The sequence below is a fragment of the Enterobacter sp. 198 genome, from assembly GCF_009025585.1.
Taxonomy (GTDB): Bacteria; Pseudomonadota; Gammaproteobacteria; order Enterobacterales; family Enterobacteriaceae; genus Enterobacter; species Enterobacter ludwigii.
In genome coordinates this window covers 137,024-150,715 of sequence record NZ_WCIM01000019.1, presented here as the reverse complement: position 1 = coordinate 150,715, position 13,692 = coordinate 137,024, and the positions used below count along the sequence as shown (strand labels likewise).

Sequence of the window (13,692 nt, the reverse complement as noted above, 5' to 3'; positions counted from 1 at the left end):
ATGAAAAGTTTTATTCACGGTATCACCTGTGATGAGCGGTGTATTATGCGTTACGGCCAGCCATGACGCCGCCGTCAATGTCCCAGATTGCGCCGGTGACCCAGCCTGTCTTGTCAGAAAGCAGGAAGGCAACCGTTTCAGCCACATCGCCCGGCGTACCCACGCGGCCAATCGGATGGAAGCTGTCGAAGCTGTTCATCACCTCTTTTACATCGTCTTTCGGGATGAAGCCTTCATAAATTGGCGTGTGAACAACGGCCGGAGACACGGCATTGACGCGAATGCCTTTCCCGCCCAGCTCAATAGCCAGGTTTTTGGTCCACGCATGCAGGCCGGCTTTCGCCATGGAATATGCGGAAGACGGCGTGGCCCCGATGGCCTGCTGTGCCCACATAGAGCCGATATTGACGATGGAGCCTTTAATACCGGCATCAACCATATTGCGCACCACATCACGGGTGATGAAGAAGGTCGCGCGGTTGATGCTCATGTACATGTCGTAATCTGACGCTTCATGTTCAGTAAACGGTTTCGGGAAGAACACGCCAGCGGCATTGACCAGCAGGCTGATGTCTTTGTGTTCAGCATTGATGGTATTCATCACGTGCTGCATACCTTCTTCTTTCATCAGGTCAGCCACGATGATGGATACCGGTCCGTCGACCGCCAGCGCCTGACGAGCCTGCTCCGCTTTGTCCTTGCGGTTCCCCACCAGCACCACGCTGCCACCGTTTTTCAGAACCCGCTTCGCCGTTTCGAAGCCCATACCGCTTGTACCACCGACCACTAACAGCTTTTTACCGGCAAAAGATGCGTTCATCGCTAACCTCTTTTAAAACATTTGGTTGTCATTGATGAAAAGCCTCGCTCCTCATCGTGTGCATCCAGAATGCCACCCTGCATCAGGGTTGACGACTGAGAAGAAATTGCGACACAGGAAAGAAAATCTTCTTCGCTCAGGTATACTGAAAGAAAGAATAAATCGGAGTACCTGCAATGCGTTCCCTGAACAGACTTAAATGGCTACATGCTTTTGAAGCGACCGCCCGTCACGGTAGCTTTACCGGTGCGGCACAAGAGCTTGGCGTGACGCCTGCCGCAGTGGGCCAGCTTGTTCGTTCGCTCGAAGACTGGGTTGGTCACCCGCTGCTTCGCCGTACGCGGTCGGGTAAGGAGCGTCTGACGCTGGTGGATGAGGCTCAGGATGCGCTGCAGGACATTACGCAGGGCCTGGACAAGCTGGAAAGCGGGTTAAACAAACTGCGCGGACGTCGCGCACGTTCTGTCGTGGTCGTCACCGCCTCTCAGGTATTAATGATGAACTGGCTGATGGAGCGTCTTAACCGCTTCTCAGAAACGCATGACACAATCGATCTGCGGCTTAACGTCACGGAAAAGCTGATGGACGTATCGCACGGCGAGGCGGATATCGGCATTCGCTGCGGACAGGGAGACTGGCCCGGCGTGAATAAAACCTGGCTGATGGATGAAGAGGCGGTGCTGGTCTGTAGCCCCCGCCTGGTGCCTCCGGAGAAAATTGCCTGTGGTGACTGGCTCGCCACGCAGAAGCTGATCCACGATGACACGCCGCACCCGGGCGCGAATTTTCCCTCATGGGACGACGTTCTCCGTACCGTCAATGCCCCTGGCGCGCTGGAAAGCAGGCTGCATATTAACTCCACCTCCGCCGTTATTCTCTCGGCCCTGAGCGGCCGGGGGGTGGCGATTGTGCGTCACGCGCTGGTGAAACAGCTGATTGAAACCGGGCAACTGGTTCAATTGCACCCAGACCATCGCTGGCCGTTAACATGGTCTTACTACCTGGTGACCCCGCAGCACACCGCCATGCGTGAAGAAGTAAAAATATTTCACGACTGGCTTCTTCATGACGTGGTCTCTGACAATCCATAACTCCCCCTTTTTTAAGCATCATGCGGCAAGGGTCATCGCGTACCGGCATGATGCTTCTCTCTTCAGACGTCCGACATAGTTTTTCTTTTCTGCAACGCAAGATTAACTGATTTGTTGAAGATAACCGGCTTTCTCATAATCGCCCTCAACGAACGGTAAAGCAGACCGGTACCTTATCCGGCCGCCTTGCCTTAACCCTGAGCGAAGGAGAGAACGATGGCTTATCTGCAAATCAGCCTTGATATCAGTAATGAAAACCGTGCGGCAGCCGTCGGGGTCTACCAGCAATACAAAACCCCGTTCCTGACCACCATCGACGGTGCCACCTCTAAAGAACTGCTTGTTCGTGACGAGGACGTACAGGTCCTGCACGGATTTAAAACCGTGTCCCAGGCACAGGCGTATCTCAGCAGTCTGCTTTTCACCCAGGACGTCGTTGAAGCACTGAAACCGTATCTGAACAGCGCGCCTGAAATCCGCATTTACGACGTCCTGTAACGGGCATTTTCTGAAACCTACACGTACCGGAGCTATGAATGTTTTTAAACTGGAATGAATATCGCACCAGCCTGCTGGCCACCGTCGGGAAATTTGCCAGACTGCAGCCTGAATTTATGAAAGGCTTACAGCAGATGGATAAAGGGGCTTCTGAAAATCAGCACCTTGATCCCAAGACCCACGAACTGATTGCGCTGGCTGTTGCCGTTACCACTCGCTGTGATGGTTGCCTGGCGGTACATGTGGAAGCTGCGGTTAAGAAAGGCGCAACGCGTGAAGAGATAGCTGAAGCGCTTTCCGTTGCCATCAGTCTGAACGCCGGAGCTGCGTTAACCTACACCGCCCGGGCTCTGGATGTTTTTGACAACCTGCCAACAAAATAAACCTGCATACGGCACCGCCTGCGGTGCCGTTTAATGACTGACTATGATGTTACTGAATTCTGATTTTTCACAGCGAGCCATCATTACTCCTGATGACTACCGCTGGGTGCCCTCCCCGCAACCCGGTGTGGAGCGCGTCATGCTTGATCGCATTGGCCGCGAGCAGGCCCGCGCAACCAGCCTTGTCAGGTATGCCCCTGATTCTGTGTTTCCTGAGCACACCCATCCCGGCGGAGAAGAGATTCTGGTGCTGAGCGGTACCTTTACGGAAAACGGAACCGATTATCCGGCTGGCTGGTATCTGCGCAGCCCGGACGGCTCGTCGCATCGACCGTCCAGTCGTGACGGCACCACCCTGTTCGTTAAGCTGCGCCAGTTCGCCGCCGAAGAACAGGAACCGGTCAGGATCAATACCAACGAGGCGAGTCGCTGGCACGGCCAGCCGCACAGACTCCTTTGTCCCCTGTTCGCAAGCGTAGCGGAAACCACCCAGCTCCAGAGGATCGCACCAGGTGAACGACTCTTCTGCGCTCCGCTCGCCGGAGGAGCCGAGCTCCTGCTTCTCGAAGGGGAAATCAGCGCACCGGAAGGTCGTTACCCGAAAGGAAGCTGGCTCAGATTTCCTGAAGGCGATTTGCCGGCGCTGACGGCCGCCGCTTCTGGGGCACTTTTTTATCTTAAAACGGGACATCTCAGCCCGACCACACTGACCGGAGCGATACCATGAAAGGCAGCGTTATTATCATTGGTGCGGGTGTCAGCGGCCTGTATGCGGGCACACTGCTTGAAAAAGCGGGAGTGGATTACGTGATACTGGAAGCGAGGAAAAGAACCGGCGGTCGCGTACTTTCAGGTCAGGTGTTAGCAAACACGCCTGATGGGGTTCATGTGGACATGGGTGCGACCTGGTTCTGGCCGGAAATTCAGCCTGACTTCGCACACCTGGTTCATCAACTTGGATTAACGCCTCTCCCTCAGGGGCGACCAGGGGATATGCTTTATGAACGCCAGACGACGTCCCCTGCGCAACGTTATCCTGCCTATGTGACATCACCGGAGTCGTTCAGGCTTCAGGGTGGAATGCAGGCGCTGACGAGCGCATTAACACGCCAGCTCCCGGCGCAGAAGATTAAGTCAGATCATCAGGTGGTTTCCATTTCCCGTCTCGGCGAGGGTATGCAGGTCGCGACGCAGTCCGAAACGGGCGAAGGCTCACTTTTCACCGGTGAACACGTTTTCCTCGCCCTGCCTCCCGCGCTGGCAGCAAAAATGACGTTCGAGCCGGCATTGCCGGAGCAGGTACTTTCACACTGGCGTAAAACGCCGACCTGGATGGCGCCTCACGCAAAATATGTCGCCCTGTACCAGACCGACTTTTTGCAGGCACAGCATCTCTCCGGTGATGTAAGCAGCCGTGTGGGTCCGATGGTTGAAATTCACGATGTGTCAGAGCCCGATACCGGCAAAACGGCTATCTTTGGTTTTATTGGCGTACCGGCAAAATCGCGATGGACGGTGAGCGAGGCCGAACTCAAGCGACTGTGCCGGGAGCAACTGGTGCGACTCTTCGGAGAAGACGCGGCAGAGCCTGAAGCCGAGTGGATAAAAGACTGGGCCGCCGATCCGTTTACGACGACAGAATTTGACCTGCAGCAGGACGTCGGGCACGCACAGCCTCAACAGGTTCCGGCGCAGGAAGAATGGGCTGATAAATTAACCGGGATTGCCAGCGAATGGTCACCGCAATTTTCGGGTTATCTGGCCGGCGCAATTGACGCTGCTGCTGAAGGCGTTGGGCACTGGTTACGCCACGTTGCCAGACCCTGAGGCCTGTATCTGCCGATAACAAACATTTTGCTTCCCGGACCGGATTAATGAAATTTATTCATTTTTCTATTCTGATAACGCCTATTAACACGCGGTTTATTTCTGTTAAGAATAGTTGCCAATGACTGCAGACGAATGCCGGCTGGCGCAACGAACTCATACAGGAAAACCCGATGAAGATAAAAATTATACTCAACGACAAGACGCTGACCGTAACGTTAAATAGCAGCCAAACCAGTCGTGACTTTATCGCACTGTTGCCCCTCACGCTGCAGCTGAAAGATTATGCCGGGGAAGAGAAAATCGGCGATCTTCCTCGCCGCCTGTCCACGGCCGGCGCACCTGCGGGTACCGCGGCCGCTAAGGGTGATATCACGCTATATGCTCCGTGGGGAAATCTGGCGATTTTCTATAAAGCACACGGATATGCGTCGGGATTAATTACGCTGGGGCAATTAGACGAACCGGATGCCTTGCCCGTATCACCTGCTGAATATACTGCCCGATTTGAGCTACTGACGGATAAGTAGACGCCCGAATATGTATTTCCGGCACAGCCGGCAAATCTCATCACAACACATTTATCCCCTTCTCTTTTTCCCGGTACCGGGTTTGCCGTTTCATTCACAACAGGAGAGTATGATGATCCGTTTCACCTCTGTAGCAGCATCACTAGTGGTATTTGCCGGTATGTCCGCACACAGCGAAACCACCCCTTCAGCTCAAATGACCGTGTCTGAAACGGGCAGTCGCGCGACGATTGCCGAACCCGCTGACCACTTTACCGGACGTGCTTACATTGCCCCCCTCTTCTCACCTGTCGCCCCGCAAAGAACAGGCGCCGCGTATGTCACCTTCGTGCCCGGCGCACGTTCCGACTGGCATACCCATCCGCTTGGGCAAACACTGGTGGTCACGTCCGGGACGGGCTGGGTGCAGGAGTGGGGGCAGGAGCGAAAAACCGTGCACGCCGGGGATGTCATTCAATGCCCGCCAGGGGTTAAACACTGGCACGGCGCAACGGATAAAACCACGATGGTGCATATGGCCATTCAGGAATCGAATGAGCAGGGGCAAAACGTGAACTGGCTTGAAAAAGTCAGCGATGCGCAGTACCTGCAGGCGGGAGGGCATTAATGCTGAACAGAACCGCCCTGCTTATCGTTTCACTCTTATTGATTAACGGATGTGTCTCCCAGACTACTCAAAACAGGAGTTCGACAATGAAACCGGAAGACTCACGGGACGCTGTAACCCAGGTCGCGCCAGCAATGGCTGCCTATTCAGAACAGTTTATTGAAAAAGATCTCTGGAATCGCCCGGAACTGTCGCGACGCGATCGAAGCCTGGTGACGGTTGCAGCGCTGATCAGCCGCAATGATACGGCGGAACTTCCCCACTACCTCAACGTGGCGCTGGACAGCGGCGTAAAACCTGTGGAAATCTCAGAGACAATCACCCACCTGGCTTTTTACGCCGGCTGGCCGAACGCCACCTCTGCGGCGCTGATCGCGCGTCAGCTGTTTGCTCAACGCCATATCGATACCGCTTCCTTGCCAGGCGGAAAGGTGGATTTCCTGCCGCTGGATGAAGAGTCGGAAAACAAGCGTGCCACGCTGGTTGAATCAAACTTTGGCAAGGTCTCGCCGGGCGTAGTGAAATACACGACCGACGCGCTATTCCAGAACCTGTGGCTCAGGCCCGGACTGGCGCCTCGGGACAGAAGTCTGATCACCGTCAGCGCGTTGGTCACTGCCGGCCAGGTGGCCCAGGTTCCTTACCATCTCAACCGCGCCATGGACAATGGTTTAACCCGGCCCCAGGCGTCCGAAGTCCTGACGCAACTGGCCTTTGTGGCGGGCTGGCCCAATGTTTTCTCGGCGATGCCGGTCTTTAAAGAGGTGTTTGCCGGCAGGGATAATGCCTGACATTTAGCCACGCAACTGTAAACGCCAGGCACCGGATGAGGGGCCTGGCTTTGCGTTGCTGACAAACGTCTCTCTTCAGGGACGTTTGTAATGGCGTAGCGCGTCGACCACCAGCTGGAATGCTTTCGATAGATTTCGGTTCTCGGGATAGTAAATATAATAGCCATCCCAGTAGGGGCACCAGTCGTCGAGCACGCTAATAAGCTCCCCATGGGCGATATGCTTTTCTGCGATATCACGCGGAACATGTGCCAGGCCGTACCCTTCCACTGCAGCCTGAAGACACTGATAGATCCGGCTAAAGACCAGCTGACCAGTGACTTTCACGTTCAGGCTTTTACCCTCTTTTTCAAATTCCCAGACGTATAAATTGCCATGCGTAGGAAACCGCAGGTTGATGCAGTTGTAATCAATCAGATCGTTAGGGTGCTGCGGCTGAGGATTGCGGGAAAAATAATCAGGTGAGCCGACCACGGCAAAACGGACATCCGGGCCAATACGCACGGAAATCATGCCGTTGGAGATCTGTTCCCCCAGACGGGTTCCTGCATCAAACCGCCCGGAAACAATATCCGTCAAGGCATAGTCATCAATCAGCTCCAGACTAATGTCAGGATATTCTTTAAGCAGCGGTTCCAGTTTCGGCCAGATAACAGACCCGATTGCATAATCTGACGTTGATATACGCACCGTACCCGCGGGTTTGCTGTTGAGATCTTTCAGGGACTGCAAACGACCCTGAATACCATCGATGTAAGGCCCCAGGTCATCCAGCATGGACTGACCAATATCGGTTAACGCAATACTGCGCGTGGTGCGAGTCAGCAGTTTCATCCCCAGACGAGATTCGAGGGTACGCATAGTATGGCTCAGGGCTGACTGCGACACGCCTAATTGGGCCGCAGCTTTGGTGAAGCTTTTTTCGCGCGCAACGGCAATAAAAGCCATTAAGTCATTAAGATTTTCTCGTGCCAATCTGGGCCTCTGATATCCGGAAAAAATGGGTGGCTGATTCATCCCAATACACTGTCTCTTCAGACGAAAAGCGTTCTGGCGGTATGGCGTTCATTATAAATGACGCCCGCCTGCGCTGTACGAGAAGCAGTCTATCTAATTTATGAAAATTCCTCATTACTGCATTTTGATTTAGTCAGTTTTAACAACATCACATTTCCCGCAGAATACTTTTACACAACGTGAGACGTCTTCATTGCACGTGATTCCACGGTAAGAGGTATCAAATGGTTAAGTATGATTTTAGTGGCAAGGTGGCGCTGGTCACCGGCGCGGCTTCCGGTATGGGGCTCGCGACCGTCAGGGCATTTTGCGAATCTGGCGCAACGGTGGTGATGGCGGATATTCGCGAGGATGCGTTATCTCGCGAAGCGGATGCGCTACTGGCCGAAGGGTATACCGTGAAACCCGTCGTCTGCGACGTGACTGACGAAGAGCAGGTCAGACGCATGATTGAGAACGCAGTACAGGCGTTTGGTCAGCTCGACGCCGCCTATAACAACGCCGGTATTCAGAGCCCCATTGCAGAAACCGCAGATGCCAGCGGCGAAGAGTTTGATCGCGTCAACGCGATTAACCTGCGGGGTATCTGGAACTGCATGAAATATGAGCTGCAACAAATGCGCCGTCAGAAAAGTGGCGCTATCGTTAACTGTTCGTCTCTGGGCGGGCTGGTCGGCATTGCCGGGCGCGGCGTTTATCATGCGACAAAGCATGGCGTCCTCGGGCTGACCAAAAGCGCAGCACTGGAATATGCCGCGCGTGGAATACAGATCAACGCCGTTTGTCCCGGCATTATCCGCACGCCAATGGTCGAAAATATGCTGAACAGCGAGCCTGACGCAATGGCCGAGCTCATGAAGCTGCAGCCGATTGGTCGCCTGGGCGAGCCCGAAGAGATCGCGCGCGCCGTCTTATGGTTGTGCAGTTCCGATGCCAGCTTCGTCACCGGACAGGCTCTGGCAATTGATGGCGGTTATACGGTTCAGTAATCAGATGTCATTCTGGTTTATTCCCGACAGGGTGTAGACCAGCGTATTCAGCGATTTGAAAGAATAAAGACGATTACCACGGGTTCGTCGTGGTTCTGTTTATACTTTTGAATGGTGTCTAAACAGGGTGGAGGAACTCTTCAGTGGAATATACAGTATTAAGCAACAACCTCAGAATGCCGATGGCGGGTTTTGGTGTTTTTCAGGTCACCGATAAAGAAGAATGTAAACAGTCAGTGCTGAGCGCCATTCGTACAGGCTATCGCCTCATTGATACCGCAGCAGTGTACGGCAATGAAGACGCCGTGGGCGATGCCGTTCGTGAAGCCATCGCTGAAGGTCTGTGTACCCGCGAGGAGTTATTTATTACCTCTAAGCTGTGGGTGCAGGACATGGCAAGCTACGAGACCGCCAAAGCCGGTATTGAGGCCTCGTTAAAAAAATCGGGATTAGACTATTTCGATCTCTACTTATTGCATCAGGCAATGCGTGATTATTTCAGCGCGTGGCGGGCTTTGGAAGATGCGTATGATGCCGGAAAGCTAAAAGCGATTGGCGTGTCTAATTTCTACGCCCACGTGCTCACCAACTTCTGTGAAACGGTCAGAATTAAGCCCATGGTAAATCAGGTGGAATTACACCCTTACTTTGCGCAATCTGACGCACTCGAGACCATGAAATATTACAACGTTCAGCCAGAAGCCTGGGCACCACTTGGCGGCGGAAGGCACAAACCGTACGAAAATGAAATGCTCAAGGGGATTGCCGAAGCGCATCAAAAAACCATCGCTCAGATCATTCTGCGCTGGAATGTGCAACGTGGCGTTACCGTCATTCCTAAATCCACGCACCAGAACCGGATTGAAGAGAACCTGGCTATCTGGGACTTCTCTCTGACCGATGCCGAAATGGCGCAAATCAGTTCGCTCGACTTAGGCTATGTTGGCGATGCGGTTAAACACTTTAACCCTGAGTTTGTTCGCGGGTGTCTGGGTGTAAAAATCCACGACTAAGCGCGACGCGGCGTGCCACCCTCTTCCACTTCTGCAGAGAATGTTACGCCCCTCTCCCTGCTTCGGTACCGAACAGGGAGAGGATATATGTTTTAGCGATCCAGATGCTGAAGGTGGGCATCGTCTGCTTTTATTGCCTGGAACGGTTCTGGAAATAAAGTTGCCGACCGAAACAAAATAGGTCTGTGCGACTTAGGATTCAGGTCGTGGACTTGTCTGTACCGGATATGCCATTATATGATTTGGTTAAATCTTTGTATTTATCTTTTGAATAAGGTCGATACAAAATGGCATACTTATTCAGGCGATAAGCGATGGTGTACTTGGATTATTTATTAACATTTATAGAAAGCAATCCGGCTCTGGCCATTGGATTTAATCTTATTCTGTTAGTCATCTCAGGTTTTTTTGCGCACCTGATGTGCAAATTCCTGCTCATAAAAATCGTTCGTAAGGTCTTCTTTGCCAGCCATAAACAGGATGTCCCGCTGGAAAAAGATCGTCGCATAGCCGAAAAGCTGTCGAATTTCATTCCGGTTATTATCGTTTATTATGTCCTGCAGTTTATGCCCAATATGCCTGCATCGCTGGTGACGGCAATAAATACCATTTGTGGGATTTTATTCTTTATTTTTCTGTCGGTTTTCTTCAATGAGATGCTGGATATTGTCAACAGCTCATATTTACGCAAGACGAAGCGTAAAAATCACTCTATCAAAGGCTATATCCAGATAGGGAAAATATTTATTCACGTCATTGCCGCGATCATGATCCTTGCCGTCATGTCGAATAAATCCCCCGCGATTATTATTTCCAGCCTCGGGGCCGTGGCGGCCGTGCTGATGTTAGTCTTTCAGCATACCCTGCTTTCGCTCGTTGCCAATATCCAGCTTTCGTCAAATGACGTCCTGCAGTTGGGGGACTGGATTGAAATGCCCGATAAAAACCTGAGTGGCGAAGTAACCGACATTGCGCTGCACACCATTACTATCCGTAACTGGGATAACACGATTTCGCGTATCCCGACCAAAAACTTTCTGACCGAAACGTATACCAACTGGCAGGCCATGTTTTCGTCAGGCGCGCGCCGGATTATGCGCAGCACCACTATCGATCAGCACTCCGTTACATTTCTCACGCAGGAAACGCTGGCCCCGATGCTGGCCCTGCGCGGCACGAATGAACCACTGGCAAAACTCATCGACGGGCGTGATCCCATGGGCGTACCGGACAGTTGGTTTATGGATAATGGCCTGACAAATTTAACGCTCTTTCGGCACTACCTGATGGCCTGGCTCGCCGATCGGCCTGATATTATCAAAGATATGTATATTGTGGTGAGAACGCTGAAGCCTACGCCGTCGGGTATTCCCCTGGAAATTTATTGCTTTACCTCTTCCGTACTGTGGATGGAGTATGAGAATACTCAGTCAGCGATATTTGAATACATCACCGCTGTCGCTGGTCAGTTCTCGCTCCGCTTATATCAGTATCCGGCAGGACATGATTTCTGGCGCTTATCACAGGAACACAGCCTTCGGGACCGCACCCCACCTCCGGGTGAAGGTTAAGCTTTTTTGTAAACAGGTCGGTCAAACGGAATAATAGACAGCCTATCACCATCCTGAAGCCATAGAAAAACCCGCACTCGGCGGGTTTTTTTATTATCGGTGAAGCTTAACTGCTCAGACTCGCGTCTTCATCGCTATCGTAAGGCTCACCGACAATGTGCGCGACTTACAGCGGAGAAACGTTACCCGCTGCTGGGCCTTTAGCGCCATTTTCAATGGTGAAGGACACTTTCTGGCCTTCATCAAGAGATTTGTAGCTGTCGCTCTGAATAGCAGAGAAATGTACGAATACATCTTTGCTGCCGTCGTCAGGAGTGATAAAGCCAAAACCTTTATCAGAGTTAAACCATTTTACTAAACCAGTCATTTTATTAGACATAGATAATTCCTTATTTTTTGAGCCACTAAGCGCGGCGATGATGGCCTGTATTTAGAGAGTAACTTATTTGGCACTTAGGAGGAGGCTCACGAAGAAGAGTATCTATTGATAACACCTGAACTGAGGACTGCTTTACTAAACTGCTTTAATAAGGTCTGTATTCCAAACCGATGACGCTATTTAGGCACAGAAAAATTTTTTAAGCAAAGTTTTTATTTTTTATTATAACCACTTAAACACCCGGACGGCTGAATGGCTATGGAAATTAAGGCGCTGGCGCAGCGTATTCACGCCCTGTTTAGCTAAAGCATACCGACCCTTTTGAGGGTGGATACCCGTCTGATGATGGGTCATCGTATGCGCGTGACTGCTCAACCAGAGGCTGAACTCGTGTGGCATGGGATTACATCGCTCAGGCGACTTTCCACCTGGATTTCTGATACAAGGCTGAATTCTGAGGCGGAAAGCTAATGCGCCCTCGCTAAGTAGCTCAAAATGCTTAAAATTCATGCCTATAGCGCACAAAGTGAAATAGATTTTCGTTCGAAGCCACTTATCATAGGTGTTTTGAATGAAAGTGGTGGTGTTAATGTCTGTGCTCAAAAGCTTTTTCTTCTTTCTTTTCGCGTCAGCAGCCTGCACTGTGCCCGTGCTTTGCCTGTGGGCGGATATCTATTTATTTAACCTGGATATACCGGAGATATCGCTGACCGAAATTGTGCAGGAATCAGTTTTAGGAGGCATCGTATTTATACACTTCCTGCTGGCGAAGAAATGGGCATTCATGCGCTATTGCAACATCCTGATTGGCGGCTTTTTCCTCTCCATGCTGATTCGAGAATTGGATGCATTTTTCGATCTTCTGGCTCACGGAAGTTGGGTATGGTTTGCACTGCTTTCCGCCGTTTGTGCTTTGCTTTATCCCGTTATCCATTATCGTCTTACCCTTACACAACTCGCACACTATATCCGTACCCCGTGGTACGGCGTGATGCTCAGTGGTCTGCTGGCAGTCCTGGTCTTCTCCCGACTGTTTGGAATGCACGGGTTATGGTACGCGATACTTGATCAAAGCTACGTCAGGGTAGTCAAAAATGTCGTGGAGGAAGGCAGCGAGTCATTCGGGTATATGCTCTGCCTTATAGCATCTGTAGGGTACTACTGCTCTTTCCGGTCGCTCCCCCGCCAGAAATGATTCTGGTATTTAGAGAGCACGATAAACACGCCAATCTTCCTGTGACGATGAGTTGAACACCACAGGGAGAGCGGACTTCTATTCTCAAAAGCAAACGTTGTAGCGCCCAATATAATACGTTACATCTCTCTTAACGCCATCCGCGTGCTCCGTGTTCAGGTAATGCCCTTATAAAGTGAAAAAGAATCAATAGTCGTTGAACAGATGAAGATAAAAAAACAACATCAAAAATCTCTTCTTCAGATTTTTAATGGTGAAGTCAATCTCCCTCGCAGCAAAAATTCACGTGATTATATGTGAATTCGCAGACTAACATCTTAACGCTCTATTAATTCGGCGAATCTCTCAAGAAATGCACTAAATGCAGCTTTCGGTAGCATCGGAACGACTTTAATTATAACCGATGGTGATATATCTCGCAGGGAAGGATAGTCTAATACCTTTTCCATACCCAGATCCCTCGCTTCAGTAGCGAGCATGATCCGATCAGCATGCTTAACTTCTGAGGCTTTACAGGAGGAAATATTAAATTTCACTCTGATCAATGACTCAATTTCTTTCTCAAGGCTTATATACTGCGGCATACATTTTTTTAAAGGAGAAGGGAAATCTTTTATGTAAGCCTCGGTGGCATCATGAAGAAGCCCTTCCAGAGCCAAATGCACTGGCGTTAAATAACTTACCAGAACGGAATGCTGAGCCACTGAATAGAAACTTTCGCATTGCCCACCAAAACGGCATTCATTTGACAAGCCCTTAGCGATATCAATTATATCTATATCATTTACACTGAGATTAAGAAAATCAATTTTCTTGCCGCTAAAAGTAACGATAGTGGTTGCTGAATGCATAAAACCGCCCCAAATAAAATAACTCTCAGATCATTTACCTGGAGTATAAAAAACGCTTTATCGAAAAAAAAGGACGCATGTCCTTTTTTCGAAAGGAGTTTTATTATAAGAGTTGATGACGATTTGAGAA

At 51.1% G+C, this 13,692-nt stretch carries 16 protein-coding genes; 12 read left to right on the top strand and 4 right to left on the bottom strand.

Annotation, left to right across the window (positions count from 1 at the left end; translation table 11 throughout):
• Positions 1 to 43 precede the first annotated feature (43 nt).
• Entirely contained in the window at positions 44 to 820 is a 777-nt protein-coding gene (locus tag F8561_RS10805) for an SDR family NAD(P)-dependent oxidoreductase (protein WP_044858489.1), read from the bottom strand.
• A 176-nt stretch (positions 821 to 996) separates the two neighbouring features.
• On the opposite strand from F8561_RS10805, the gene F8561_RS10800 reads away from it, so the two are divergent.
• The 8 genes from F8561_RS10800 (at position 997) to F8561_RS10765 (ending at position 6,547) form a co-directional block, all read left to right on the top strand.
• A complete protein-coding gene (locus F8561_RS10800) occupies positions 997 to 1,911 on the top strand; it encodes a LysR substrate-binding domain-containing protein (RefSeq protein ID WP_014170388.1) in 915 nt (304 codons plus the stop codon).
• A 216-nt stretch (positions 1,912 to 2,127) separates the two neighbouring features.
• A complete protein-coding gene (locus tag F8561_RS10795) occupies positions 2,128 to 2,409 on the top strand; it encodes a hypothetical protein (protein WP_113656290.1) in 282 nt (93 codons plus the stop codon).
• A 38-nt stretch (positions 2,410 to 2,447) separates the two neighbouring features.
• The gene (locus F8561_RS10790) at positions 2,448 to 2,792 is read left to right on the top strand and encodes a carboxymuconolactone decarboxylase family protein (protein WP_014170390.1); all 345 of its coding nucleotides are present in this window, start codon (positions 2,448 to 2,450) and stop codon (positions 2,790 to 2,792) included.
• Positions 2,793 to 2,835: 43 nt separating this feature from the next.
• Positions 2,836 to 3,519, top strand: coding sequence for a cupin domain-containing protein (locus F8561_RS10785; RefSeq protein ID WP_151887436.1), 684 nt, complete (start codon positions 2,836 to 2,838; stop codon positions 3,517 to 3,519).
• Complete coding sequence (locus F8561_RS10780) at positions 3,516 to 4,619, top strand: flavin monoamine oxidase family protein (RefSeq protein WP_151887435.1); 1,104 nt, start codon at positions 3,516 to 3,518, stop codon at positions 4,617 to 4,619. The genes F8561_RS10785 and F8561_RS10780 overlap by 4 nt, the downstream gene beginning before the upstream one ends.
• Positions 4,620 to 4,792: 173 nt before the next feature.
• Complete coding sequence (locus tag F8561_RS10775) at positions 4,793 to 5,149, top strand: cyclophilin-like fold protein (protein ID WP_151887434.1); 357 nt, start codon at positions 4,793 to 4,795, stop codon at positions 5,147 to 5,149.
• A 109-nt stretch (positions 5,150 to 5,258) separates the two neighbouring features.
• Positions 5,259 to 5,756 (top strand): cupin domain-containing protein, encoded by a 498-nt coding sequence (locus tag F8561_RS10770; protein ID WP_226778045.1) that lies wholly within the window; start codon positions 5,259 to 5,261, stop codon positions 5,754 to 5,756.
• On the top strand, positions 5,756 to 6,547 hold the full coding sequence (locus F8561_RS10765; protein ID WP_151887433.1) for a carboxymuconolactone decarboxylase family protein: 792 nt from the start codon (positions 5,756 to 5,758) through the stop codon (positions 6,545 to 6,547). The genes F8561_RS10770 and F8561_RS10765 overlap by 1 nt, the downstream gene beginning before the upstream one ends.
• 75 nt (positions 6,548 to 6,622) lie before the next feature.
• Here the strand turns inward: F8561_RS10765 and F8561_RS10760 are convergent, their stop codons facing one another.
• Positions 6,623 to 7,522: a LysR family transcriptional regulator gene (locus tag F8561_RS10760; protein ID WP_151887432.1), complete on the bottom strand. Its 900-nt coding sequence runs from the start codon at positions 7,520 to 7,522 to the stop codon at positions 6,623 to 6,625.
• A 266-nt stretch (positions 7,523 to 7,788) separates the two neighbouring features.
• Here F8561_RS10760 and F8561_RS10755 point away from each other — a divergent pair, with 266 nt between their 5' ends.
• The 3 genes from F8561_RS10755 (at position 7,789) to F8561_RS10745 (ending at position 11,137) form a co-directional block, all read left to right on the top strand.
• Positions 7,789 to 8,553 carry an SDR family NAD(P)-dependent oxidoreductase gene (locus F8561_RS10755; protein WP_014170397.1) on the top strand — a complete coding sequence of 255 codons (765 nt, stop codon included), beginning with the start codon at positions 7,789 to 7,791 and terminating at the stop codon, positions 8,551 to 8,553.
• Between the two features lie 143 nt (positions 8,554 to 8,696).
• Positions 8,697 to 9,566: an aldo/keto reductase gene (locus F8561_RS10750; protein WP_063156494.1), complete on the top strand. Its 870-nt coding sequence runs from the start codon at positions 8,697 to 8,699 to the stop codon at positions 9,564 to 9,566.
• A gap of 314 nt (positions 9,567 to 9,880) precedes the next feature.
• Entirely contained in the window at positions 9,881 to 11,137 is a 1,257-nt protein-coding gene (locus tag F8561_RS10745; protein WP_020882422.1) for a mechanosensitive ion channel family protein, read from the top strand.
• A 166-nt stretch (positions 11,138 to 11,303) separates the two neighbouring features.
• Here the strand turns inward: F8561_RS10745 and cspA are convergent, their stop codons facing one another.
• A complete protein-coding gene (gene cspA, locus F8561_RS10740; RefSeq protein WP_014170400.1) occupies positions 11,304 to 11,516 on the bottom strand; it encodes an RNA chaperone/antiterminator CspA in 213 nt (70 codons plus the stop codon).
• 589 nt (positions 11,517 to 12,105) lie between these two features.
• On the opposite strand from cspA, the gene F8561_RS10730 reads away from it, so the two are divergent.
• Positions 12,106 to 12,711: a transporter gene (locus F8561_RS10730; RefSeq protein ID WP_151887430.1), complete on the top strand. Its 606-nt coding sequence runs from the start codon at positions 12,106 to 12,108 to the stop codon at positions 12,709 to 12,711.
• Between the two features lie 317 nt (positions 12,712 to 13,028).
• Here F8561_RS10730 and F8561_RS10725 read toward each other — a convergent pair whose 3' ends face one another.
• Entirely contained in the window at positions 13,029 to 13,562 is a 534-nt protein-coding gene (locus F8561_RS10725; protein WP_151887429.1) for an HD family hydrolase, read from the bottom strand.
• Between the last annotated feature and the right edge of the window lie 130 nt (positions 13,563 to 13,692).